Origin of the sequence: Bacillus cereus group sp. MYBK108-1 (assembly GCF_051917185.1) — a bacterium.
GTDB lineage: Bacteria > Bacillota > Bacilli > Bacillales > Bacillaceae_G > Bacillus_A > Bacillus_A cereus.
On sequence record NZ_JBQAHZ010000006.1, the window covers coordinates 65,885 to 89,331 of the forward strand.

Below are 23,447 nucleotides of genomic sequence, written 5' to 3' on the forward strand. Positions count from 1 at the left end.
TTTTCCTCCTAAACGTTAGGTAGCTTGTACCATTGTCCTCCCATTCCCATAAAATAAAACCCATATCCTTGACCGCCATCAAAGAAACGAATGGACCCAGCTTGGCCCATTTTATTACGCCCTAAATTTATTCCCTGCGTTAGAATAGGTTGATTTATGAATACATCCCTTTCTGTACTTATATCAAAGGTCTGTCCATGAGCAGCTGGACCTATGTTGTTATTTACGCTGCCTATAGCAATTTTATTAAACGGTTGAAGACCATCGGCCCTTTCTGCTGCCGCACGATCCCAGTTATACATGCAAGCATAGTTACCACTAACCAATGTTATACCTGAAACACAAACAGCTCTACCCGCAGAAACTTGCGCATTTGCAGCTGTAACTTTAACTACAATCATATGTTCTTGTGGATTGTAATTGTTAGGAACGGTAAATGTGAAATTATACCTTCTAATTTCACCATAAAATGTAGATGGCTCTGGAAAATCTTTATATATTTCGTGCCAAATTTTATAACTCACTTCATCCAATGGCGTAACAAAACATACCTGCAAACGTGGTTTTGCAGTTGTACGCACACCGTTAATCTGTGCGGTTCGATAATGTGCTGACAATGTATAAAAGTTTCCTGGATGAATCCCGTTTTGAACCTTTGTTTCTGGATAATTATACGTGTCGACACGGACTGCATTTACCATTTGTTCATAGTTAAATATAAAAGTGTTATTTTCTATCACTACACCGTTTCCTTGTACTTTCCAAGGTAGACCATATCCAGCACCAAACCCCTGATAATTTGGGTTACCTATGTTCAATTTTGGAACACTAGAAAAATCATGATCGGCTATTAAATTTCGTTTTGGCATAACAGTTGTTTTCGTTCCCCATTCATCTTCAAAAAGGAAGTCTAACATTTTAATAGTAACGCCGTTTTTATCGATGGTAATCTTATCGCCATTAATTTTGATAAGATTCGTATCAATACCCTTTGCGGTTAACCATCGCACCATTGTATCGGCATTAATATCCAGTTTTGCAGCATTGATTGTAATTTTCCCAGGGGACATATTGATCGCAGTGACAATGCCGTCCTTTAAAATTTGCGCTAAAATCCCTTCATCTAACACTTCTAACTTAGATTCCGTTTTCTTTACATAGGCATTATAAGTCTCATTTATAAACGTTTCTTGTTTTCCAGAGATAATTGAAACGCCTTTTTCAGTAGCACTAATACTTCTTTCTAATTCAGTAACTTTCTGATTGTATTTTTCGGTAGCTACTTTATTAGCGATATCTTCCATCATTTTATCAACATCAGTTTGATCTTTCGGATGTAACCAAAATTCTGTAGCTATAATGCCACGTTGTAACATAGGTGCAGCACACCATAAACGCCCATTTCTCGTAACGTAATAACGCCATCTCACAAACGCTGCATTAGCTGGCGCTTTATCTGTACATACAGCACGAACCCATGTATGATTTACAACCTTGATATTAGTTCTAGCTGTTTTAACACGAGTTTTTTTGTCAGCCGTCCACCATTCAATTTCTATAAATGCACCGCCACTATCAATAAGTGTTTTCCCATCCGTATTGAAATAACCTGATGCAACAAAGTCCTCGTTAATCTGACACTCAATGAATTGACTTGTAAGTCCCCACCAACGATCTTGAGTCTGGCCAGTACCGGTAATTGCAAATGTATTCATACCTTTGTATTTTAAATTCGTATCAACAGATCCAGTTGCTCCATTACCACTATTCCAAAACCAATATTTCTGCCCTAATTTAAAATCCGCATCACGCAATTCGTTGACAGTACCTAAACCGCCTACATAATCCTCAACGTCTTTCTTTTTCATTGTTAATTTCAATGCTTCAGAATGTTGACCTATTGTTGTAGTAGCCTCACTAAGCGTTTTTCCTTGCTCAGTTTGTGTTTCCTGTAATCTCTTAACACTTGCAGTTGTTCCTTCTGCATTCTTTTCTACAGTGTTAACACGTTCATTAAAAGAGATTTGTGTTTTTTCTACAGTTTTAATACTTTCTTTGATTCTATTCACACTTTGCTCAATCTCAGTTGTTTTTTTCGTGAACGTTTCTTTAGAAGTAACTTCATCATTAGCAGGCTGCCATGTAGTTCTTATGTTCCCCTCTTCCAATTTCGCATGATGTGAGTTTAAATTACCATCAATATTGCGTCCAGAGTAATAAAACCTAATTTGAGTTACATCCTTATCTTTTGTTTTGAATGTAACAGTTAGAGGCTCGTCCTTATAAGCTACATTAATCTTTAATTGTGAGTCTGCACGTACAGATTTCCATTCTTGCTCTCCGTCTGTATAAGTTATTGCCGTTTCTACACCGAACCAAGGATTTGTATTAAGTTTAGTCATTTTCCCAGTGAATAAAAAAGAAATAGTAAACGTCTTATTTCTGTAATTAATCTTATTAGAAAGAGTCATTTGTTTACTGTCTGACCATGTTCCGGTCATATTCTGTTTGTTTAACCCTGTTTCCGAATCGCTTGCTAGATTAATTGAACCTACAGAAATGTTACTCATGTCGGTTTGTAATTGTTCAATGGTCTGCTTATTTGAAGTCGCCGTGTTCTTTATTTCATTTGTTGTTTTTGTTAAAACGTTTGTTGTTTGCTTCACATCGGCAATAGTATGTTTTGTACCTTCAACTGTATCTTCCACTGTATTTAATTTTTCAGTGATTTCACCATCTTTTTTTGTTAATGATTCAATAGATTTAGTAAAACCCTCGTTAGTTTGTTTCATTTCAGAAACAGCTTTATTAATTTCACCTTGAGAGTTTTGTACATTTTTAATCGTTTGCGAAACTTCTTGGAGACTATTTTTAACTTCCTTGAATTGTCCATTGGTTTCACTTTGCGCTTCTTCCACTTTTTTGTTTAATGCTTCTTTTGTGAGCTGAATATCTTTATTAACTTGTTTCAGTGTTTCTTCCTTTACTGACTCTACATCAGGAATAAGGAGTTCCCAACCTTTACCGTTCCACACTTTTAAAATACCCGTTTTACCGTTGGTAATATCTCGCCACACTGTTTTACCTACTATAAGATTATCGGACGGTGGATTTTTAGCTTCAATAATATTCACCGTATTATTTTTTAGATTTTCCTGGACCTTTTCAGCAAGTTTCTTGGCTGCTTGAGACTCTCTTTGAGCTTGTTCGGCTGTACCCTTCGCTTCTTCTGCTAACTTTTCTAGTTGTTCTAATAGTTCTTTATTAGCTTTATTACCTAAAGAAGCAAGTACTCTATTGTATAATTTTCGCATTTCTTCATTCGGATCGGTAATTTCACGATAATCACCAAATACATATTTATCTTGTGAAGGATCTATAAATGATTCGTCACCAGCGATTGCACGTGCTTCTAAATAAAGTTTCGGTGTAAATCCTGTATCTTTTATTCGGATTGTATCCCCCTCATTAATCAGCTCATGAGCTAGTCCAAATACACGGCCAATACTTTGTGCATTTACTTCATAAGAAACAGATGTATTAACGCGTTTCTTTATCTCTGTTTTCATAAGAGTCATTAAACGTTGTGGTGTTATATCTTGCTCTGTCTCCGGTGTATAGAATCCGAATTTATGTTGTCCTCGTTCATTCCATCGCTGGAATGCATCGTTGTCTACAAGATAAGGAATTCCATTATTAATACTAGAGATGGTTATAAAGTCTCCACCTTCTTTTTTTACGAATCCTAATAGGGCTGTACAGATGTTTTGGGAATTCTCAATTCGTTTGATACCCATCAAATCTTTACCCAGAGTTACTTCTTTGCCTGTATCACGCCCTCGTTTTTTCACCATATCTACATAACGACCAACAATTTGAGACCCTACAACTTCCGCGCGATATTGAATTTCTAAATCGAATAAGGAAGCAATGTCTTTTAAAAATTTCAGTGGATCTATAAATTCATCAATCGTCATAGTGTGGAAGCCAGCGTATTCTGTTTTTCCTCTTTTCCACTTCGTACCCACAAGAGCTATATCGATAAACTCATTGACCGTTTTACCTACAATCTTCTGTGGATTGATAATGCCAACTTTCGCGAGTTGAATCCATTCACCAGATGCATAAGCAATGACTGATCTATCATCTGAATCTTTTTCAGCTTCAGTAATTACATATGGAACAATGCGACCATCACGAACTTCTTTTAAAACTAAATTTTGCTGCATGAGTGTAACTGCATGATCTGTATTATCAAACACTTTAAACTCTAATGTATCAATGTTATTTTTTATTTCCCAATGTCGTTTATCGTCCCAATAATCTTTTGGGTGTATATTGGAAACAATTTGACTCGTTTTAAAATCAACAACATGTAAGATTCCACTTGGTGTCCTCATCTAAATCGCTCCCTATACGTTACTTTGGCTGTTCCGACAGTTGAAGGCATGATTTCTAGTTTATTCGAACCCTTATGAATAACAGGATAGTCACTAAATATATCTTTTAGATTAATAGCACTTTTACCATTTATCGTTACAAGACTTCGCTCAGTATCAATAACTACTTTGTCACCAACATCAAAGATATAAGGAGGATTATTTTGTGTATTCATGTTAACCTTCCAAATTTTCAAATCGTCAATAGACATTTGCGAACAAAACATGTTGTTAGAGAACTGAGAAATGCTAATTTGTACTTGAGTGACTTTATTCATATTCACGTTATTTTCATCAAACCAGACAACGAACCTTTCAGCATCGTCAATCTCCGTACCTAATATGAATTTAGAAATATACGCTTCCCATCTATTACCGGTCCTAGCGAGCCATAATCGCCCTCTAAAATTAGTCCAAGTATCTGGATGATCTCCATGTTCATTAATTAAAACTTGCCCACCTGGTTTCTTACTGTTCCCCACACTAGCAAATCCACTGTTTTGCTCGGCTTCCCATTGAACATCACTCATTGATATACGGGCTACATAATCGCTATTTTCATCAAGAAGACCGATTTCCACACGCCCCATTTGATCCCAATGATAACTATTAATGTGTACATAAGCTTGCATGATAAAATCCTGTAATGGTCCTTGTGGAATATTCTTTTTGGCTATGCAACCATGCCATCCTTTTACTGTAGGTTCACCTAGATACTCGGCCATAAAACGGTATCCATCTGATTTAAACTTTCCTCCACCAGTCATGTCCTCAGTTTTAGGTACATCCGTCCATCCTATGGTTGTTCCCATCTCGTCCCATAACACACGTTGATTTCTTTCAACTGGAACTTGGTCTGCTTTTAATGGATATCCAATGCGAAAATAATTCGTTCCATTCCATACATCAAGAAATGTAGAAGGCTTTGTCACTTCAACCTCTATAATTGGATTGGATTCTACACTTCCTTTGTTTTGAAAATTTGCTATTAATCCACGCCCATCCATTTCAAATTCTACTGTTTTAGTAGGTCCTAACTTATATGGCATCGGACAAACAAAATTCAAAGTACCTTTACCTAAAGCAACAAAATCCTCGGGATCAAAATTTTCATCAATAACCGCTAGGTATGTCCTATTAGGTGTTACATCAAAGACTAATTCAACAGGTTTTTCTGTAATTAACCACTCTGCTATTTCTTCTTTTAATGTTTCTAGGTCAGATCCATCAGGAACAATAATTCCGACCGGAACAGGTAACACTCGCATTTCAGTTTCTGTCGTTAATAATCTTGCACCTGGATAACCTGGAACACTTAGAAATTTCCGTTTTAATGGAGCCCACGCTGGTCTTTTCCATCCCTTTTCTATTTGAATGTACTCCTTTCGTTGGTTGTTAAAAGTAAAAGAACTCATGCTAACACCTCATTTCTTTATAAAATAAAAGAAACCCAAACCTAAAAGGCTGAGTTTCTTTTTGCTTCTCTTTCTTGATACTCGGTTGTATAGCGATACGTACCGCGTGCCACGTCTCTTCCTTCTAAATTAACAGGCACTTCAATAACTAAATCTCCACCAAGCATTGGAATAACTCCACCACTAGAAGACGAACCAGATCCGTAATTAATCACTTGATTTGATACGCTGCTTGCCATAGCTTGTCTACTATTTGACATGCTTCCATACACACCACTCATGACACTCTTTAATCCTGATAATTGACTCACAGAACTAGCCATCATACGGCTCATATCACCCATTAATTGATTTATTTCTCCCGGCATAACAAATTGTTGTCGTGGCATGGTTGCTACAATTCCTGCACCAATATCTCCAAGTGTCTTTTTATTCAGGGGAAGCACCGCTTCTCTTCCCGCTTCTCCTGCACCTTGCAAATTTCCACCATTCATTCCGAAGATAGTTGGTTTAGTGAAGATACCACCTTTTGCGCGCCAATCAATATTAATTCCTGACGGAAATGTAACATCTTTACCTAAAACATTTTTCGTGCTTGTTTGTAAGCTGAAGTGTGGAAGAGGTGGCATTTCTGGTTTTGGAATTTTTAACTTCAAGTCACTAAAGAATCCTTTAATCTTCCCAATGAATTTTTCTATACTGTCAACTGCATCTTTAATTGGATCTATAATAAAATGTTTTGCCGCTTCAAATTTTTCTTGAGCTGCATTCTTAACTGAATCAAATTTTTCCCGTGCTGTGTTGTACATATCATTGAATTTCTCTTTTGCAGAATTATAAGCTGAAATAACTGGTTCAACGATGTATGTGTAAACCATCTTCCAGGCTTCAAGTGTATACCCTTTTATTTTCGCCCAAATTCCTAACATCCAATTGGATAAATCACTAAACTTTTCTTTTACTAAATTCCAAGTATCTTGTACAGGTTTTATAATATATTGTTTAAATAAACCCCATGCTGCTGATGTATATGATTTAACTGTCTCCCATTGTGAATTTAGCCAAGAAACTAAATCACTGAACTTTTCTTTTACTAAGTTCCAAGTGTCTAGAACAGGTTGAATAATATATTGCTTAAATAGTCCCCAAGCAATTTGTGCCATAGCTTTTGCAATTTCCCATTGCGTACCAAGCCAAGTGACCATTTCACCGATTTGTGTACTTACCCAGTCGTAAGCTTCCTGAATTGGTTGAATAATATATTGACAGATTGCTGCCCATGCGATTTGTACACCTGCCTGTATTAACAACCAACCAGCTTCTAAAACGGTAGAAACTGCCGAAATAATTGGATCTAAAACAGTAAGAATTGTATCCCATGTTTCTTGCCATGCTTGCGTTAATGTTCCCCATAATTCAGACGCCGTTTCAACTAAAGAGGACCACCAAGAGGAAGCAGTTTCAACAATGCCAGACCATAAACTACTAAAGAATTCACCTATCGGATCAAAGAAACTATGCATCATTTCTATGAAAGAAGACCATGCTTCAGAAAAGAATTCAACAGTAGAATTCCATGCATCGCTACACGCCTGCTTTACACCCTCCCATAAATCATTAAAAAATTGACCTATCGGATCAAAAAATTCATGCATTGCTTCTAAAAATGAAGACCATGCTTCACTACAGGATTGGGATATCCCGTCCCAAAGCTCTACTAAGTACTCTTTAATAGAATCCCATGCTTCTATTGTCCAATTTTTAATATCATCCCAGTTCTTATAAATAGCCACTCCAAGAGCAACTATAGCGGCTATGATAATAGGAACAATAGCAACTATACCTAGTGCCGCGGCGGCCCCAATTTCAAATACCCCCATGACCGATAAAACAATTGGTGCAATAGCCATAAGTGCCCCTGAAATTACTCCAATAGCCGTTGCAACTGCCGCTAATGTCGCTGCTAATTCTGGATTATTAGAAATCCAATCAGCAATACTAGCAACAACATCAGCAATTACTCCTAGTATAGGTTCAAGAGCCATTTGTAAATCGCCCATCGCTTTTTGGAACTTTACAGCTGGATTTGCATCTAATTTTTTAACAGATTCATTTAAGTTGTCTTGGTTTTGTTGAAGATCTTTTGTTTTCTTAGAAGCTTCAATTAAAGTGTTTGTTAAATTTTGACCTTGATCTTCAAACATAGTGGCTAGAACTTTAACCCCAACCTGATTTTTCTTAACTGGGTCTTCTATTCCGTCAATAGCTTTAGCTACTTCTACCATCGCTGCTGCGCCATCTCTTCCGCCTTTAGCAACAGATGCTCCCCATTTTTCTATTTGTTCAGTTGCAATACCAGAACCGTCAAGCGCCTCTTTTAAGGCCTTATCAGCTCCTTGTGCGAATTCAGTTAATTGAATTCGTCCCTCTTTTAAACCCGATATGTTCAGTAAAGTTCGCAATACTTCACCCGTCCCCTAAGGACCGCTTACTGTCACCAGTAAGACCAGACTATATCATCATCTAAGCAAAGAGTAGTGCCTAGATGCTCCCCATTTCCACTATCATTCGCTTATAGTGTACGTCTTTCGACTAGTCGTTACACCTTCATCTAACAAATCAAATTTATATCCCTCTAAATGACGATATTTACTTTTTTGCCTATTAAAATCATCTTCTACAGAAATTTTCTTACCTAATAACTTAGTTAATAAATATAAACTTATTTTAAATTGTTTACTTGTTATTTCTTTCGTTTCATAGATTGTAACATTTCCCAGATTGTCAGTAACTTTAACTTTTACAGCAGCAGGATTTTTACCTCCTGCAATAGCTTGACCGTTTCCATAGTTCGGGTTATTACTTCCACTTATATCCATTTTCTCTCTAGCTATTTTTAAGTTTCGTTTATGTTCTTCTGATTTCTTTTTTCCTTTTAATGCCTGGCTTATATTTACACGCTCTTGTTCATTTCTCTTACGTCCGTATATAGGGCTTAAATCCCCACGTTTTCCGTACATCCCATTTCTTTTCCCCGAACGAGCTAGACTTTGTTTTCTGCGGGTTTCCTCTGACACAACCACGCCGTAATTCGGATGTAATGACCCTTTCCGACCATACATGTGGTTAAACTTTCCTTCTACTGCACCAAGTCCTCCATCATCTAAATTAACAAGTTTGTAGTTTAAAATATGCTTATATTCATAAATGAACCAAACTTCAGCATCATAAGCTTCTTTTTCGGTTAAATTATTAGATATGATAGCAACAGCTACCTCAGTTTTGTTTAAAATATTTTTAAAATACCTATTTCTACTTTTGTCAATTTGATATGCTCGATTACCACTACCCTTTCCTACATAAAAAGGTTCGTTAGTATCAAGTCTTATCCATTCATAAATGTAAAATCTTCTATCCATAACCTCACTCCTAATACAATATCTTACAGTAACAGAGAGGATTATTGAATAATTTTAAAATTATTAACAATAAAACGGCTTATCAATGGAAAAGTTAAATCATCCATAAGGAAAATACATCTGAATTTATAAAGTAAATAACATCTTTGATTTATTAAATGCTTGGCACGGTATTGTCTCTACAAAAGAGAGTTCCACCGTTTTAAAGGAGTTTTCTATGAATGTCACCATTCATAGGGACAATACTTTATCCAATAAATTATCGATATTCCAACTACCAGTTTCAACACCAGCTTCCATAATTGCTTGGACTTCCTCAGCTTTAAAGCCTGCACGGGTTAACTGACTACCATATTCAGCAATGATGTCTAACTGTTCTGGCGGAAATCCCATTTTTAACAAAGCATCAACCATACCAAGAGCACTATCTTGCGTTATTCCTAATTCACTTCCTATTTCATAGGTTTCTTGAATCAACTCTGTAAAATCTATACCGTCATAGGATTGCGCGATTGTTGCTGCACCTTTAACGATAGATGCATTCGCTTCATCACTAATATCTTTATTTAAAGCCCATTGCCTACGTACACCAGCAAGTGATTCTTCAGCATCCACTCCATAAGCTGTTACGCCTCTTATTGCTTCTTCTACTGATTTTTTCGAGGATTCAGGGACATCAAAAGATATATCAATTTTGGTTTTCAATTTTGACATATCAAGTGCTTTTTCAACAGCTGTTGCAATTCCACCACCAGCTGCTAATCCACCGATAACATTCTCTAATCCTACTTTTAGACCTTCAAACTTCTTCTCGGTTCTGCCAGCTTCTTGTTGTAAGTCTCTTAACTCATTTTGTACTTGTTGTATAGAGTTTCCGGCATCCACAGATCGGAGGGCACGTTGTAATTTTTCAATATCAGCTTCAGCCCCTAAAGCTTCACGACCAATAAGACCAATTGCTTGTTCTAACTGTCGACTTGTAGCCGATCCACTTTTAATTGCATTTACAAGACGATTACCTAATGCGCTCGCAAAATCATCAACACTTTTTCCTGTAGCACTAAATAAAGTTTCTAATTGTCGTGTTGAACTTGCTACATTTTCTTGTTCGGCTTTCATATTACCGAGCTTGTTTTTCAGACCATCAAGTGACCCTTGTGTAAATTCAATTTCACGCCTAAATGCGCGGTACTGCTCTTCTGAAATTTTCCCATTTTGAAATTGCTCTTGAACCTGTTGCTCCGCTTCTTTTAATTTATCGAGCTTTTGTGTAGTTTTTTCAATTTGTTGTGTAAGCAACTGTTGCTTTTGAGCAAGTGCTTCAACGTTACCGGGATTAAACTTTAATAAACGTTCAACATCTTTTAACTCTTTAGTCAAAGAATCACTTTGCTTATTCACGTCTTTTAAGGCATTTTGTAACGGCTGCGTATTTCCTCCAATTTCAATCGTAATTCCTTTAATTTTTCCTCCTGCCATTATCTCACCCCTTTTTTCTTAGAAAGCATTAAAGTCTTCTTGAGTTGCTTTTCGAACTTTTTCTTTTCCTGGATTTTTCATTTCAGCATACTCAGCGATATAATCAAAACAATCACCAATCGTCATTACTTCTAAGTCCCAATATGTGAGCTTTGCTTCATAACAAAGAGCAAGGAACAATTCAGTGCTTAATTCTTCATCACCGAAGGTCCCTTGCTCTCCATTAATTTTCTTTACTTTTTTTTTGCTCCCATTGTTTTTTGAACCATCTCATTAATTTCCGGCATTATATCGTAAATAGGAAACTCATCAAATCCTTCTAACCAAGTCATCGGGTCTGGAATTTCAGGATCAGCTGTTTTAGCGTATAACCAAACTAAATCGTAACAAACTTCAAAATCTACCTTGTCGAAATCTAAGTTAGAAAAATCAATAGTACCTTCTGTTGCATCTTGCGAAGCGAATGTACCTATAGCTCCTAATTTAAACATATCGGCAAATAAATCCCGTCTAAATTGCGCCTTATATCGCTTGGCTGATGCTGCGTTAGCTTTTAATTTGACCTGTTTTCCGTCTATTGTAATTGTCTTTTCCATCTACTTACGCTCCTTTTGGTAATGCAGGTACTTTTGTATACACTTTTTTGTACCAATTATTATAAATATCTGTTTTTGATTTAGTAGTAGTTTTCGTTTTAACCATACGTTTTCCATTAATATCAATAGGGCTGGATACAAATTTAAGTTCATTTGTATTTGGCTCCGCTGAATTTGTTTTCGTTTTAGATGCAAGTGTTGGACGACTTGCAGAACAGTTAAACATAACGTGGCGAGTTGCTCGTACATCGCCATCAAATTCAAATAATAATGCAAATGATTTTCCTTTCGCATCCGCTAACTCATTTAACACACCATCTTCTTCGTCTAATTCCTCTCCTAGTGCATCAATTGCAAATTGTTCCGGAATAGTCGCAATAGAAAGCGTTCCATCATATCCTTGGTTATTACTTGCAGCGTAATAAAGCATGTCATCAGCGTAGAATTCAATTAAATCCCCTCGTGGATCAAACGTTAATTCAACCGCACCAGGTAATGGAATTGGTGTATTAAATGTAACTACACCATCTTTAATATCGAAAAGCGCATAATGGACATTCTTTAAACCAAATGCTACTTTATTTTCATTCATTTATATCAACCTCGTTTCATAAAATTTTTGATACATATTTTCAGATTCAATAAAAGTCCCATACGAGTCATAAGGAATCTCGTGATCATCTAGTACTTGTTCTAACTTGGCTTCCGCAACTACATCTTTCTTAGTTGTATAAAGCTCTATATTTACATCATTTATCTTGTGATACACCTTGTTATCAGCCATTAAATTTGCTGACCCATCCACAAGAAAACAGATATACGGTGGCGCTGGAACTGGATTACCTGGTGTTGCTATGAAATGCGAATAAGCCACAGGATAGCCTGTAGCTTCAAGAATTTTTATAAATTCTCCTAATGTTAATGTCATGATTCAATTGCCCTTTCAATACATTTTGGCAATTCATCAATTACATACTCTTCAACGGGACGAATATGCACTTTCTCCGGTACTCGGCCACCACTAGCTTTCGCATGGCCATTTTCTAAAAGATGCGTTAATTGCCCTTTTGTATTATGGATAACAACGGCTTTACCCACTTTTTTCTTACGCCAACCTTTACGATAACCACCTGTTTTTTTAGGGCTATTTTGTCTTAACTTACTTACAGCAATATTAGCTACATCTTCTTGTGCATTTGTTAATTCTTCTTCCACAACATTTGCATATCTTTGCAATTCTCTAGCAAGATCACTCGCAAAATTACTCATATTAAACATGCTCCTTTGCGATAATAGTCAATGTTTGATACATTTCATCATCATTCATTGGCGGTTCGATAATGTCAAAGATACGATTCTTCATATTAATTCGCATTAATTCTGTAATACCTGTTGTATAAGGAATTACAAACCGATAAATTCGTGTAGACTGTGAAGCTGAAGCTTCAATATACTCAGACCCTTTCACCGTTTTTATCATTGCCCATGCACTTTTAACTTCTTCCCAATTACCTGTTTCAATTGCTTGATTCAATTCATCTTTTATTATTTCAGGTTGTTCAATGCTAATTCGATTTCTAAAGTCACCTGTATTCAGTGGTTTTTTATACTGAAAAGGACGCATATTACTCACCGTCCAATTTGATTTCTTCTAATGCTTTTGCAATACCAAAACTATTAATTTCGGTTAAAAAGTTTTTAGTAAAATACTCAAGTGCATCATTATAAGCATAACGAGAACGTTCAAAAACTAATTCTTTGAACGTCTCATCTTTGTTTATGTCATACAATCCACATACTTTTAATAAAGCTTCATTGGATGCAAAAAGGATGCGCTTTAGGTTATCGTCTTCATCATCACCCAAGTGCATCCTATCTTTGAACTGCTGTATTATTTCGTCTGAAATTACTGTTTCCATTTACATCACCCTTCAGTCGGTGGTGTTACTTCTTCAAGCTTTAATGTGTAAACTTGTGAAGTGTATTTATCCTTCGGTTTACCTGTAGCATATTGTTTAGCAATATAAACAGTTGCATCTTCTAAAGCTAATGTTTCTTCATACTTCTTGATTGGCTCTGTTCCACCCATTGCTGCAACATATTGACCTTTAACAAAGAATAATACTTTTCCTTGAGGTACAAACACTGACTCTGTAAGAATTGGATTAAATGGCAAACTAGTTACATATACTCCAGCCGCATTTTGAATTGTCGCGTTTGCTTGAATATCAAAAGTATCAAACGGATTAGTTACCATAACTACTTTACCAGCAATATTTTTTGGTCGATCTGCGTCTGAACCATCAGCATTTAATTTTTTAGCTAGTAGTTTAACAACACCTTTTAATTCATTGATTGTTTTGCGGCCTGGCTCGAACGTTAAAGTGCCTACTGGCTTTTTATCTGGATATACTCCATTCACAACACTTCCACTTGGATCTTTTAATAACCCAATAGGTTCATTTTTACCTGTACCAGCTACAAATCCACGTTCTAAACCTACTTTCATCGCTTCTGTAATCATTGTACGAACATAACGTTCTACCCATACAGGCCCAAGTTTCAACATGTCATTTGCTAATGGAATAAATGCCGTCAATTTAAGTTGGGAAATGCTATCTTTACGGAATGTAGCATTTAATTGACCTTTAATACCATCAAATAATGGTCCCCATACCGCTGCGCCTTCTGGATCTCCGTAAATAAATTCTGTTACTGCACCCAGATTTTCAAGACCGATATGTTGTAGGAAAGGATGATCTTCAACTAAATCATCAAAAATACGTTCTTGGGTTGTCTTAGGTAAATTTTCAGTAGACTTAAAGCCGCCTTCTTCCACAACTGCATTAAAGAACTTCATTTCCTCACTTGTTAATACATTAGCACCGCGAGATTGCATGATAGAACGATCTACCATTGATTCATTCACTTGATTTAAAATATCTGTTCTTACATCTGTAGCAAGTGCTTCAATCATGGAGTTCAATGCTACTGATTGCTCTTCTGCTGTACCTTCCTGTGTAGCTTTTGCAAATGCTAGTTTCTTTTCTTCAAAATTATTAAACTTGATAACCATATTTTATTTTCCTCCTAATGTTAAAAAGAGCGTACTCAAATTCTGTTTTGTATGAACAGGCTCTTGAATAAGCTCTTTTGGATTTTGATTATTTTGTTGTTTCGTATACTTAGCTACTAAACTTTCTTTTAAATTTTCTACAACTTCCTCCTCTTCATCCTCTTGCGTATCATCAATTTCAATTTCATCTGCAATTTCATCAGCTAAACCAAGAGCTACTGCTTCCTCTGCTGTTAGCCAAGTTTCATCTTTTAAAAGTTGTTTTAATTCTTCATCTGTTCCAACAAAACGTTTCTTATAAGATCCTGCTAAAGCTGAATCAATCTTTCGTAAATCTCTTGCTGTTTTTTCAAAAAGATCTGCGTTTCCATATTCAAAGGTACTTGCTTGGTGAATCATCATCATAGTATTACTAGGCATAATAATTCTGTCTCCTGCCATTGCAATTACAGATGCGGCACTAGCTGCCCAACCATCAATATGAACTATAATTTCTGCACTATGCTGCTTTAACTGATTACAAATTGCTACACCATCGAATGCGGAACCTCCACCCGAATTAATATGAACGTGAATTTTTTCTGCTTTAACATCTTGAATTTTTCTTCTTACTGCTTCAGCATTATTTTCACTAAACCATCCACCAATTGATCCATAAACAGTTAATTTGTATTCATTTTCACCTTTAGCTTCAAAACGAATGTCTCGTTTTAAATTCAAAAGCTTACTCATATTCACATGTTCCATCATTTCTCATCCCCTTCAGATTCATTTAATTTTGTATAGTTCTTCGTAATATGATGGACATTTAGGTTTGGATCATCTGACTCTTCATAATCTACTTCTGAACGAATTTCATTTCCTGTAAATGCACTTGAAGAAATGAGCTTATCAATACTTGTCGCAAGATCAAATATACTTTGATAGGAAACAGCTTTAACCTCAATTTTTTGTCCCAAAAGATATTCACTCATTTCAAAGAATTTAACGTTCGCTTCATCAGATAGTTTTTTTAATAATGGTCGTACTGTGAAAAGCATATAATTTTTCGTTTGCTTTTCTACATCAGCCATTTCTCCATATATCAAAGCTATAGGAATACCGATTGCCATAGCTACTTGATTTAAGAAACCATTTGTTACTTTATTGATTTCTTCCACACTTGGGCCATTTGCAACGCCATTGTATATCTCGTTATAATTAATACCTTTTTGCTGTGGAACAATAGCTATATCTTTTGAACCAATTGACTTATACATGTTGTCTATAAACTCTTGTAACTTTGCTATTTGTTCCTCAGTTTTAGCACCAATCATATCCATATCAACTGTTCCACGAACTTGATTTTTACGTTTTTGAGAGTTTAATATTCTGCCGAACAAATCCCCATAATCTGCAAATAATCCATCAATAAGTGGGGTTAATTTATCATTCCGATACTTCAAATGAATAACTTCGCTTTGTTTAAAACTTCTCTTAAACGTATAATCTTTTACCCTTACATCCGTAAAAGTATCTTCAAACACAGCGTACTCATTATGTTGAAATCCATCTGCAATAAGTAAATCACCATCATCTGCTTGTATAACTAAACACTCATTATCATAAATAAGTTTTCGAACAAACCGTTCCCAAAAGGTACTTGCGGTCATATTCTTGTTTGGTCTTACATTTAATCGATAATAAAGCTCATCCTTCTTAAATGCTTTACCATTTCTTATTCTAAATTCAGATTGACTAATCGTCCTTCCTAAAAATGAAACGCATGTATCAATTGCCAAGCGTTTCATATGAAGCCTGTTTGCTGTATCAGTTATTATGTCCAGATCCAACATGAATTCTAGTTCTTTATTTCTTTTAAATACTGAACCTAACCATCCAATGGTTATCACCCCCTTTATTAGAATTTAATATTGCCTATAACAAAATCAGTAGCTTCTTGTATCTCATCCGCCCGATAAAGAGCATGAACAAAACACTGAAACCCATCTGTTTTTCGACGAACGGGCTCTTTCTTTTCGTATATTTTATTTCCATCAGCTTTGATAACAACCAACACATTTTGTGTATACCAACGCATTAGTGGATTATCCTCAAAAACAATTTGTTTATTTGCAAACGCCATTTCGATACGTGGAGCTAACAAACTATGAATTGCTTTTGGGTTTCGGATAACTTCTATTTCAAATCCTTCTGCTACTAATAGTGGTCTTATTGCTTCCATACGGAAGTTATCAGCTATAATCTTTTTGATTCCATATTGCTCGCGCATTGCTACAAACCAATCAACAATATGTTGAGGATTAATAGTAGGCTCGTCCACAACTGTTAACAAACCTTGCTCTTCCCACTCTTTAATTGGAGCGAATTTTTGTTTCTTGAACTCGCCTGCTTTTTTAGAATATCCGTAATAGATATCAACAAATTCTTTTCGGACGAAGGAATGAGTTTTAAAGATATATTCACCATTTTGTCTAAATAAAAGACCACATGCTGCAAAGTCCCGAATACTCGCAAAGTCTAACGCTCCTATGCATTCTTGGGCATATAAATCAGGGAAAGGACGATTTGTAGCAAGGATTTCTGACCATTTCGCAACAGATCGTTCTAAATTTGTAACAGGTAAGTTCATTCGCTTTGTCATGAACTCTTCTCGATTACTAGGATCGTCCTCTAAATCCTCATACTCTTCTTTTATTGTTTCAAGTAAGCCTTCAGCATACTCACTTAACGGCTGAGATAACATTGGATTCGCCATTTCCCAATTATCGATTTCATCAACTTCTTTTTCATCATTTAATTTACAGATGAAAGGGAACAGCGCATTCGGACGGGCTTCACCCTTTAAAACTTTCATTGCCTTTTCTTTTAATTTATCTAAGAATCCATCTCTTACATATCCATCTGTACCAATGTAAAACTCACGCGGATTTTTCTTTTTTCCCAAACCACTGATGTGAACACGGACATCTTTATTGCTTTCATATTGATGGACTTCATCAAACATTACAGCGCCATCGCGAAGACCATCTTTTGTGTCTCCGTTTGATGTTCTAAACTTCACTACACTTCCAGTCGATTTCGAAATGGTTTGTGTTAATGTTGTTTTAAAAGCTCTTTGTAAAACTTCATTTCTTTTAATACATTTATGAATTTCATCTGGGCTTGTTTTTGCTTGCTCTTCACTGTTTGCAACAACGGAAATGTTATATTCAGGAATTCCATGTAATTCGCTTATTAAAAAGTGAAGAATAACTGTCATTAAACCATTTTTACCGCCGCCACGGCCAAGCATCCACAAGAATTTACGATAAAATACACGGCCATTTTTCTTATAAAATAAAAAGACGAATGCTATTAAGAATTTTTGAAATGATTGTAATGGAAAGTACCACTTTTCACCAAAGCGGATACACTTCTCGATCATTTCATCATCAAAATACAAGTCGTCTCTGTTTAAAACGTATTTTTCCAGGTATTCAATTAACAAATCTCTTTCATTATTGAACTTTACTTTACCACTTCTATAAAGTTCATTGTATTCATCTACATATTTTTGCCTAATCATACTAAATCACTTGGACTGTAACCCGAATTAGAAGCACCAACTTTAGGAGAAAGTTTTATATCTCTTCCCAAAGCAATTAATGAACTGTTAATTTTATTCCTCTCACTTATAAGAGGGTGGGCTTTAACAAAAACTTGAGAACCGTTTTTTATCGTTACAGACTCGCCTTCTTTATTAATAGTTTTATTTATTTTTCTAAATGCTTTTACAAGATCAATATATCTTTCTACCTTTTCAACTTCGACTAAATCTGTAATATCAATACTATTCATAAGCTGTTCTTTTAATCTCACAATACTAACAGCCATCTACCCACCCCCCTTACGTGCGTAAAATCGAAAAAAACCTGACAGTTAACCCCCTCCTCCGGTGCCCCTTAGAGCAATTTTTAATGAAATATTTTAAGGGGGGGTGTTATTATCGAATCATTTTTACCACTTTTCATCGTTTTCCCATTTGTTCGGTTTCTTTTTGAATGTTCTACCGTGTTCTTTATTATGGCAATCCACACAGACTGTTTCGAGATTATCTATTTCTAATGCAAGTTCTGGATGATGTTCTAGTTCTTTTATATGATGGACAACGAGCTGAATCTTCTTACGCTTTGCACTTTCACTATATTCATTGGTGTCCACACGAACACTACCATTACGTTTACATTCCTGGCACTCATAGTTGTCACGCTTCTTTACTTGCTCACGTATACTCTTCCACTCACTACTGTCATAGAACTTACGCTTCTGTTGTTTGGTTTTGTATTGCTTCATGATCCTCATCCTTATTTGCTTATTTATATTTGTAGGATTTCAATCTTTTTTGTCGAATATATTTATATCACAAGAAAGGAGGTGCTATAATTATGGATGCAATTGAAATCCCAAAACTATTAAAAAATGGTATTGACCTAAAGGCAACTACTATTACTAGTTTTGGCCATACAATAGATGCTATTAAATCTGGTGAAATAGAAGGTGTATCTATTCATCCAGATACTAAAATCACACTATTTACAGCTTTCGGAATGATAACAGGTAATTTGCTCAATTCCCATTTACCAAAAAGTGAAGAAGAAAAAATGATTGAGCGTTTTCATGAAGGTGCTTTTGATTTCCGTAATTTACAAATCAATAGGCTTTCTGATGAAGAAGACATCACGGAAATATTGAACAAAACTGGTAATATTGCATTAACTAACGTTGAAGTTTCTTACTATGCAAATCCATCTAATATCCAAAATTTTTCTTATTTACTTGTATTTGCCGATCAAGTTGTTGGGCTAACTTTTGGGAACAAAGCTTAATATCTATTTTAATCAAAATATTTTCTTTCTTTTCAGCCTCTGTTACCGCAGAGGCTTTAACCTTTTGCTCGTCCATCTTTTATCCTCCTCCAAAATAAAAGCACCCGAATGGATGCTTTGAAATTGGTTATTAATTTGTGCTTTAATTCCGGTACGTGAAGTTTCATCCTTATTCCAATCACCTAATAATGAACCGCTGATATGTATCAACAATATTAAGTAACTGGAAGAAGAGCAAAAGCTCTCCTTAATAACGGTATCATTCAACCATTACCATCTGCTGGTTTCGGATTTTATGTGCCGTCATTATGAAACCGTTTAGACAACATATAGTTTATAAAGGAATTTTTATGAGTTGTGTTTTCCGCCACTTCCCATAATACAAATATATCACGTTGATTCCAAAACAACCGACACATTTCCTGCCAAAAATCGGTCACGACTCTGCCACTATTTCTCATCAATTACCCCTAATAACTTTCTAAACTCATTTTCAAGATTTTTCTTCAACAACGGAATTTCTTTTTTTACACTATTTAAATTTTCTTGTATAAATAATTTCTTCGTTTCAGAATCAGGTTTCGCATGTCCATATACATCATAATTTGCTATGACCTCAACATACTTAATAATAATAGTATCAATCAATTCACACGTTGGTTCTGCAAAGTAAATTTTATTTTCCATATAATAACTTCTAAACTTGTGATATTTCTCACCCATTTCAGACGTGTTTGGGATTATATCAGTTCTTATTTTCAATTCGAATAACACTGTCAAACTCTCAACACTTTTCTCTAATTCAACTAACATAGCATACAACTCTTTTATAGTATCAGCTCTTCCTTCGTGTAATTTACTAAAAGTAATATGATACTTGTCGTTAATTTTCTTTAACTCCGACTTATGATCTTCTATTTGTCTATCAGTCAGCGCTTTAAATTCTGCTTCTAGCCTTTTAAGTTCTTTATTAAGTTCATTCTTGTGATTTTCCTCTAAATTCTTCATCTTATGTAGGAACACTTGCTTAGAAAGATATACAATGACTGTTGATATGCCGGCTGTTCCTAATCCATAAGCACCTAAAAACTCTAATACATCCATTAGCTACACTTCTCCTTTAAATTCTTTATTAACAATAATATAATATCCCAATTAATAATTACATATTGACTTACCCATATCTTATATTGTGTGTAACTAACCCCTTCGCTGAATCCCTTGGTATCATTGATTTCATTTAATTTTCTCTTTTGAGTTACACAGTACAAAAATTATGAGTAACTGTATAGGGATACCACCAGCATTTTGCAAAATAACCTACGCTATGCGGAAAAATAAAATAAGCTGCCCATATGGACAGCTTATTTACATAATTATCGTTACCAGAAGTAAAATTTGACTCGAAAATAGCTAATTTTATCAGTTGTGGAATGTCTGAAAAAAATCAAACCAATGATATTGTTGAGATTCTTTGGCAATTTCTTGCTGTGATGACTATCATAGTGACTTTTTCTCCAGCAACAACTATTAGTAGCTAATTACCATAAGGACTTATTTTTGAAATTTGCTATTTTTTAGAAAGTGTGTTAATTTAAGAAAGACCTATTTTTGTTTGGCTTGAGATTAAGAATAAATTTTGTTTTTCGTCTAAGGTATTTGAGCAAGGGTAGTAACATATGTGTGGGTATCCACACTAGGAGGCAACAATTATGGAACAAGGTAAAGTAAAATGGTTTAATGCAGAAAAAGGTTTTGGATTCATCGAGCGTGAAGGTGGAGAAGACGTATTCGTACATTTCTCAGCTATCCAAATCGACGGTTACAAATCTTTAGACGAAGGACAAAGTGTAACGTTTGAAGTAGAACAAGGACAACGTGGCCTACAAGCTACTAATGTTCAAAAAGCTTAATATTAGCTGATGAAAGACTCTCTTGTAGGGTCTTTTTTTATTTTGTTACAATATTCCGAATACAACTTTTTTAAGGGGATTTGGGGTGCTTAACTTTTAATGAAAAAGAAATAAGCAATAATTAGATTTTAAACCTAGTCATTGCTTTATCCATTGCATCTTGGTTAACACCTATATAACGTAACGTGACCTTCTCTGACGAGTGATTGAATATCTCCATGAGTAATGCTATGTTTTTTGTTTGCATGTACATATGGTACCCGTACGTCTTTCTTAGGGTATGCGTTCCGATTTCATCTAATCCAAACTCTGCCGCTGCTCCACTTAATATCTTATATGCCATGCTACGACCGATTGGACGATTTCTACCTTGTCTACTTTTCAATAGGTACTCATTATCTTCCCTTTCTTCGATAAACCATTTAAGCTCTCTTTTCAGTGCTGCAGTAATTTGTATTCGCTTCTGTTTCCCTGTTTTCTTTTCCCGCATAGATATATGACTACCTTTGACATCTCCTACTTTCAATTTCAAAATGTCCGAGATTCTCAATCCTGTATTAATACCCATAATGAAGAGAATGTAATTACGTAAGCTCTTTTCCTTAAAATACTCTTTTAACTGCTGTATTTGCTCTGGGTCACGTATTGGTTGAACAAAATTCATTATTCATTACCTCCACTTTCTTCTGCCTCATATACTTCTAATCTGAGAGCAAAAGCTAATTTATAAAAAGCATTAGATTTATTTCGTCTATACGTACGCTCACTCATACCAATTTCGTTATAAACCATATAATCAAAGACTTCTTCATCTTCTAAATATCTTTTTACAATAATATCCCTTTGATTTTTACTAAAACGACTTAACGCCTTATCAACTTGAAAAGACAAACGTTGTAATTTCACTTCTCTTTCACTCATAGCAACATTTGCTAAAGCAATATCTTCAGCTGGCTTCCCTACTATATTTGTTGGACCGTAATATCTTACCTCGCTAGATGCTGTAACCTTCATCTCATGTCTAATCATCCCAAATTGTCTATAAATACGAACATTTTCAAGAATCTCTTCTAAACGAGCCTGAGTTGCTTTGCGATCAATTTTAGGTAAGAAAGTTAATTGCTCCATATATAAAAACACCCCTTATATATTTTGTTAATTAAAACAAAAAAAGCGGACACCAAACTACAGAGCAATATCAATAATGCTCTCCATAGTTCAGTGTCCGCTGGTTATTCCAGTAGGACAAAATATGTAATTTGAATTATTATATCATTTTCTCATATTTTAGTAACCTTTTATTAGAAAAGGATTATTTTATTAAGTTTTGATTTTCGTAGATATTACCCATTACTTCACCAACACTTATATCAATCATTCTTAAATGATCATCTTCATGGTTATTTTTATCATGCATATAAAATCCCGTTTCTTCCTTGTCCCATTTAATGATGTAGAACCAACCGTCATACTCTACGATATCGCCTTCATAAATTTCTTTACCGTTTTTGTCTTTTAAACCTGTGTATTGCATCCATTCGTAATCAGTGTAGTAATTAATATCCGCAATTTTATAATTAAGTGCCATATCACTGAACAGTTTAAATTCTTTATCCCATGCACGAAACTTAATTTCTCTCATTTTTTCTTCCTCCCCTGAATAAAACTCAATATTCCGTCAATACTGTAGACAACCCATTAAGTTACTTTCTCCTTGTTCCCCCTTGGAGATGAGCAGTTAGCATTTGCTAGCTGCTCTTTGTTTTTCTTCCTGTCTCTTTAGGAAATTTTTCGCTTTCTTAATAGCCTCTGCTCTTGTTTGACCTTCAGCTATGCCTTTTAATCCAGCGTCATCCTTAATGCACAACATCTTCTTTTTGCCATTATCCATAACAACCTCAACATGCGAATAATAAGCACTGTGTAATGTATCGTCTTCAAGAAGAAAACTCATAAATTCCGCACCGACTTTTCCTGTAAACTCTTTAACCTTACGCATATCCATTCCCCTTTTCTACAAAATGAAATTTTTATACAAAAACACACCCAATTAAACAAACGTAACTTCATATGATATATCGCATCCTTTCTTTTTAGAGTGGATAGTCGTTACAGAAGGGCGCTTTCCAAAACGCTCTTTTTTAATATCCCCTGCACCAAATAATTGTTGAATCATATATTAATTTCGAGAACACTCACAAGTCATAGGTTTACAATAAGTCTTGGTCAGAAGAGCACTTAT

The 23,447-nt window shown here is 35.2% G+C and carries 24 protein-coding genes and 1 pseudogene; 2 read left to right on the forward strand and 23 right to left on the reverse strand.

Translation table 11 applies throughout. The features are described from left to right. Nucleotides 1-8: 8 nt before the first annotated feature. The 17 genes and pseudogenes from ACTFSL_RS11335 to ACTFSL_RS11415 form a co-directional block, all read right to left on the reverse strand. Nucleotides 9-4,400, reverse strand: a complete 4,392-nt coding sequence (locus ACTFSL_RS11335) for a phage tail spike protein (RefSeq protein ID WP_440041750.1) — start codon at nucleotides 4,398-4,400, stop codon at nucleotides 9-11. Next, nucleotides 4,397-5,854 carry a distal tail protein Dit gene (locus ACTFSL_RS11340; RefSeq protein WP_098212697.1) on the reverse strand — a complete coding sequence of 486 codons (1,458 nt, stop codon included), beginning with the start codon at nucleotides 5,852-5,854 and terminating at the stop codon, nucleotides 4,397-4,399. Before ACTFSL_RS11340 ends, ACTFSL_RS11335 begins: the two co-directional genes overlap by 4 nt. A 41-nt stretch (nucleotides 5,855-5,895) precedes the next feature. After that, a pseudogene (locus tag ACTFSL_RS11345) lies at nucleotides 5,896-8,298 on the reverse strand (phage tail tape measure protein); the annotation flags it as partial. A 120-nt stretch (nucleotides 8,299-8,418) separates the two neighbouring features. Then, a complete protein-coding gene (locus tag ACTFSL_RS11350; RefSeq protein WP_440041752.1) occupies nucleotides 8,419-9,273 on the reverse strand; it encodes an NUMOD3 domain-containing DNA-binding protein in 855 nt (284 codons plus the stop codon). A gap of 231 nt (nucleotides 9,274-9,504) precedes the next feature. Beyond that, the gene (locus tag ACTFSL_RS11355; RefSeq protein WP_440041754.1) at nucleotides 9,505-10,752 is read right to left on the reverse strand and encodes a hypothetical protein; all 1,248 of its coding nucleotides are present in this window, start codon (nucleotides 10,750-10,752) and stop codon (nucleotides 9,505-9,507) included. A 233-nt stretch (nucleotides 10,753-10,985) separates the two neighbouring features. Next, entirely contained in the window at nucleotides 10,986-11,348 is a 363-nt protein-coding gene (locus ACTFSL_RS11360) for a hypothetical protein (RefSeq protein WP_000415912.1), read from the reverse strand. Between the two features lie 4 nt (nucleotides 11,349-11,352). Beyond that, nucleotides 11,353-11,940: a major tail protein gene (locus tag ACTFSL_RS11365; RefSeq protein WP_001004907.1), complete on the reverse strand. Its 588-nt coding sequence runs from the start codon at nucleotides 11,938-11,940 to the stop codon at nucleotides 11,353-11,355. Continuing rightward, a complete protein-coding gene (locus ACTFSL_RS11370; protein ID WP_000176452.1) occupies nucleotides 11,941-12,276 on the reverse strand; it encodes a hypothetical protein in 336 nt (111 codons plus the stop codon). It abuts the gene before it with no gap. Continuing rightward, nucleotides 12,273-12,617 carry an HK97 gp10 family phage protein gene (locus ACTFSL_RS11375; RefSeq protein ID WP_440041755.1) on the reverse strand — a complete coding sequence of 115 codons (345 nt, stop codon included), beginning with the start codon at nucleotides 12,615-12,617 and terminating at the stop codon, nucleotides 12,273-12,275. Before ACTFSL_RS11375 ends, ACTFSL_RS11370 begins: the two co-directional genes overlap by 4 nt. Nucleotide 12,618: 1 nt before the next feature. Beyond that, nucleotides 12,619-12,972: a phage head closure protein gene (locus ACTFSL_RS11380; RefSeq protein ID WP_048558707.1), complete on the reverse strand. Its 354-nt coding sequence runs from the start codon at nucleotides 12,970-12,972 to the stop codon at nucleotides 12,619-12,621. A 1-nt stretch (nucleotide 12,973) separates the two neighbouring features. Continuing rightward, on the reverse strand, nucleotides 12,974-13,267 hold the full coding sequence (locus ACTFSL_RS11385) for a hypothetical protein (protein WP_000450783.1): 294 nt from the start codon (nucleotides 13,265-13,267) through the stop codon (nucleotides 12,974-12,976). 5 nt (nucleotides 13,268-13,272) lie between these two features. Further along, the gene (locus tag ACTFSL_RS11390) at nucleotides 13,273-14,424 is read right to left on the reverse strand and encodes a phage major capsid protein (protein WP_440041757.1); all 1,152 of its coding nucleotides are present in this window, start codon (nucleotides 14,422-14,424) and stop codon (nucleotides 13,273-13,275) included. 3 nt (nucleotides 14,425-14,427) lie between these two features. After that, nucleotides 14,428-15,171, reverse strand: a complete 744-nt coding sequence (locus ACTFSL_RS11395) for a head maturation protease, ClpP-related (protein ID WP_044798228.1) — start codon at nucleotides 15,169-15,171, stop codon at nucleotides 14,428-14,430. Continuing rightward, nucleotides 15,171-16,316, reverse strand: coding sequence for a phage portal protein (locus ACTFSL_RS11400; protein WP_440041758.1), 1,146 nt, complete (start codon nucleotides 16,314-16,316; stop codon nucleotides 15,171-15,173). The genes ACTFSL_RS11395 and ACTFSL_RS11400 overlap by 1 nt, the downstream gene beginning before the upstream one ends. An 8-nt stretch (nucleotides 16,317-16,324) precedes the next feature. Beyond that, nucleotides 16,325-17,992, reverse strand: coding sequence for a terminase TerL endonuclease subunit (locus ACTFSL_RS11405; RefSeq protein WP_440041759.1), 1,668 nt, complete (start codon nucleotides 17,990-17,992; stop codon nucleotides 16,325-16,327). Next, nucleotides 17,989-18,300: a P27 family phage terminase small subunit gene (locus ACTFSL_RS11410; protein WP_000301142.1), complete on the reverse strand. Its 312-nt coding sequence runs from the start codon at nucleotides 18,298-18,300 to the stop codon at nucleotides 17,989-17,991. Before ACTFSL_RS11410 ends, ACTFSL_RS11405 begins: the two co-directional genes overlap by 4 nt. A gap of 123 nt (nucleotides 18,301-18,423) precedes the next feature. Then, complete coding sequence (locus tag ACTFSL_RS11415; RefSeq protein ID WP_098832828.1) at nucleotides 18,424-18,759, reverse strand: HNH endonuclease; 336 nt, start codon at nucleotides 18,757-18,759, stop codon at nucleotides 18,424-18,426. Nucleotides 18,760-18,851: 92 nt separating this feature from the next. Here ACTFSL_RS11415 and ACTFSL_RS11420 point away from each other — a divergent pair, with 92 nt between their 5' ends. Then, nucleotides 18,852-19,292, forward strand: a complete 441-nt coding sequence (locus tag ACTFSL_RS11420; RefSeq protein WP_440041760.1) for a hypothetical protein — start codon at nucleotides 18,852-18,854, stop codon at nucleotides 19,290-19,292. Nucleotides 19,293-19,742: 450 nt separating this feature from the next. Here ACTFSL_RS11420 and ACTFSL_RS11425 read toward each other — a convergent pair whose 3' ends face one another. After that, nucleotides 19,743-20,396 (reverse strand): hypothetical protein, encoded by a 654-nt coding sequence (locus ACTFSL_RS11425; RefSeq protein WP_440041761.1) that lies wholly within the window; start codon nucleotides 20,394-20,396, stop codon nucleotides 19,743-19,745. A 608-nt stretch (nucleotides 20,397-21,004) separates the two neighbouring features. Here ACTFSL_RS11425 and ACTFSL_RS11430 point away from each other — a divergent pair. After that, nucleotides 21,005-21,205 (forward strand): cold-shock protein, encoded by a 201-nt coding sequence (locus ACTFSL_RS11430; protein WP_000434821.1) that lies wholly within the window; start codon nucleotides 21,005-21,007, stop codon nucleotides 21,203-21,205. A 121-nt stretch (nucleotides 21,206-21,326) separates the two neighbouring features. Here the strand turns inward: ACTFSL_RS11430 and ACTFSL_RS11435 are convergent, their stop codons facing one another. The 5 genes from ACTFSL_RS11435 to ACTFSL_RS11455 all read right to left on the reverse strand — a co-directional run bounded on the left by ACTFSL_RS11435 (nucleotide 21,327) and on the right by ACTFSL_RS11455 (nucleotide 23,381). Then, nucleotides 21,327-21,869: a site-specific integrase gene (locus ACTFSL_RS11435; RefSeq protein WP_044795331.1), complete on the reverse strand. Its 543-nt coding sequence runs from the start codon at nucleotides 21,867-21,869 to the stop codon at nucleotides 21,327-21,329. Beyond that, nucleotides 21,869-22,333 carry an ArpU family phage packaging/lysis transcriptional regulator gene (locus ACTFSL_RS11440; protein ID WP_440041762.1) on the reverse strand — a complete coding sequence of 155 codons (465 nt, stop codon included), beginning with the start codon at nucleotides 22,331-22,333 and terminating at the stop codon, nucleotides 21,869-21,871. Before ACTFSL_RS11440 ends, ACTFSL_RS11435 begins: the two co-directional genes overlap by 1 nt. A 184-nt stretch (nucleotides 22,334-22,517) precedes the next feature. Continuing rightward, nucleotides 22,518-22,847, reverse strand: a complete 330-nt coding sequence (locus tag ACTFSL_RS11445; protein ID WP_089148385.1) for a YopX family protein — start codon at nucleotides 22,845-22,847, stop codon at nucleotides 22,518-22,520. 96 nt (nucleotides 22,848-22,943) lie between these two features. After that, nucleotides 22,944-23,210, reverse strand: a complete 267-nt coding sequence (locus ACTFSL_RS11450) for a hypothetical protein (protein WP_089148384.1) — start codon at nucleotides 23,208-23,210, stop codon at nucleotides 22,944-22,946. Between the two features lie 45 nt (nucleotides 23,211-23,255). Continuing rightward, nucleotides 23,256-23,381, reverse strand: a complete 126-nt coding sequence (locus ACTFSL_RS11455; protein ID WP_254922571.1) for a hypothetical protein — start codon at nucleotides 23,379-23,381, stop codon at nucleotides 23,256-23,258. Nucleotides 23,382-23,447: the final 66 nt, after the last annotated feature.

Bases quoted from the DNA above. Each gene is read 5' to 3' on its own strand.
- ACTFSL_RS11365 (WP_001004907.1), bottom strand. From the start codon at position 11,940: ATGAATGAAAATAAAGTAGCATTTGGTTTAAAGAATGTCCATTATGCG.
- ACTFSL_RS11385 (WP_000450783.1), bottom strand. From the start codon at position 13,267: ATGGAAACAGTAATTTCAGACGAAATAATACAGCAGTTCAAAGATAGG.
- ACTFSL_RS11445 (WP_089148385.1), bottom strand. From the start codon at position 22,847: ATGAGAGAAATTAAGTTTCGTGCATGGGATAAAGAATTTAAACTGTTC.
- ACTFSL_RS11440 (WP_440041762.1), bottom strand. From the start codon at position 22,333: ATGGAGCAATTAACTTTCTTACCTAAAATTGATCGCAAAGCAACTCAG.
- ACTFSL_RS11375 (WP_440041755.1), bottom strand. From the start codon at position 12,617: ATGAGTAATTTTGCGAGTGATCTTGCTAGAGAATTGCAAAGATATGCA.
- ACTFSL_RS11355 (WP_440041754.1), bottom strand. From the start codon at position 10,752: ATGGCAGGAGGAAAAATTAAAGGAATTACGATTGAAATTGGAGGAAAT.
- ACTFSL_RS11335 (WP_440041750.1), bottom strand. From the start codon at position 4,400: ATGAGGACACCAAGTGGAATCTTACATGTTGTTGATTTTAAAACGAGT.
- ACTFSL_RS11390 (WP_440041757.1), bottom strand. From the start codon at position 14,424: ATGGTTATCAAGTTTAATAATTTTGAAGAAAAGAAACTAGCATTTGCA.
- ACTFSL_RS11420 (WP_440041760.1), top strand. From the start codon at position 18,852: ATGGATGCAATTGAAATCCCAAAACTATTAAAAAATGGTATTGACCTA.
- ACTFSL_RS11350 (WP_440041752.1), bottom strand. From the start codon at position 9,273: ATGGATAGAAGATTTTACATTTATGAATGGATAAGACTTGATACTAAC.
- ACTFSL_RS11395 (WP_044798228.1), bottom strand. From the start codon at position 15,171: ATGGAACATGTGAATATGAGTAAGCTTTTGAATTTAAAACGAGACATT.
- ACTFSL_RS11340 (WP_098212697.1), bottom strand. From the start codon at position 5,854: ATGAGTTCTTTTACTTTTAACAACCAACGAAAGGAGTACATTCAAATA.
- ACTFSL_RS11450 (WP_089148384.1), bottom strand. From the start codon at position 23,210: ATGGATATGCGTAAGGTTAAAGAGTTTACAGGAAAAGTCGGTGCGGAA.
- ACTFSL_RS11410 (WP_000301142.1), bottom strand. From the start codon at position 18,300: ATGGCTGTTAGTATTGTGAGATTAAAAGAACAGCTTATGAATAGTATT.
- ACTFSL_RS11380 (WP_048558707.1), bottom strand. From the start codon at position 12,972: ATGCGTCCTTTTCAGTATAAAAAACCACTGAATACAGGTGACTTTAGA.
- ACTFSL_RS11360 (WP_000415912.1), bottom strand. From the start codon at position 11,348: ATGGAAAAGACAATTACAATAGACGGAAAACAGGTCAAATTAAAAGCT.
- ACTFSL_RS11455 (WP_254922571.1), bottom strand. From the start codon at position 23,381: ATGATTCAACAATTATTTGGTGCAGGGGATATTAAAAAAGAGCGTTTT.
- ACTFSL_RS11405 (WP_440041759.1), bottom strand. From the start codon at position 17,992: ATGATTAGGCAAAAATATGTAGATGAATACAATGAACTTTATAGAAGT.
- ACTFSL_RS11415 (WP_098832828.1), bottom strand. From the start codon at position 18,759: ATGAAGCAATACAAAACCAAACAACAGAAGCGTAAGTTCTATGACAGT.
- ACTFSL_RS11425 (WP_440041761.1), bottom strand. From the start codon at position 20,396: ATGGATGTATTAGAGTTTTTAGGTGCTTATGGATTAGGAACAGCCGGC.
- ACTFSL_RS11370 (WP_000176452.1), bottom strand. From the start codon at position 12,276: ATGACATTAACATTAGGAGAATTTATAAAAATTCTTGAAGCTACAGGC.
- ACTFSL_RS11435 (WP_044795331.1), bottom strand. From the start codon at position 21,869: ATGAATTTTGTTCAACCAATACGTGACCCAGAGCAAATACAGCAGTTA.
- ACTFSL_RS11430 (WP_000434821.1), top strand. From the start codon at position 21,005: ATGGAACAAGGTAAAGTAAAATGGTTTAATGCAGAAAAAGGTTTTGGA.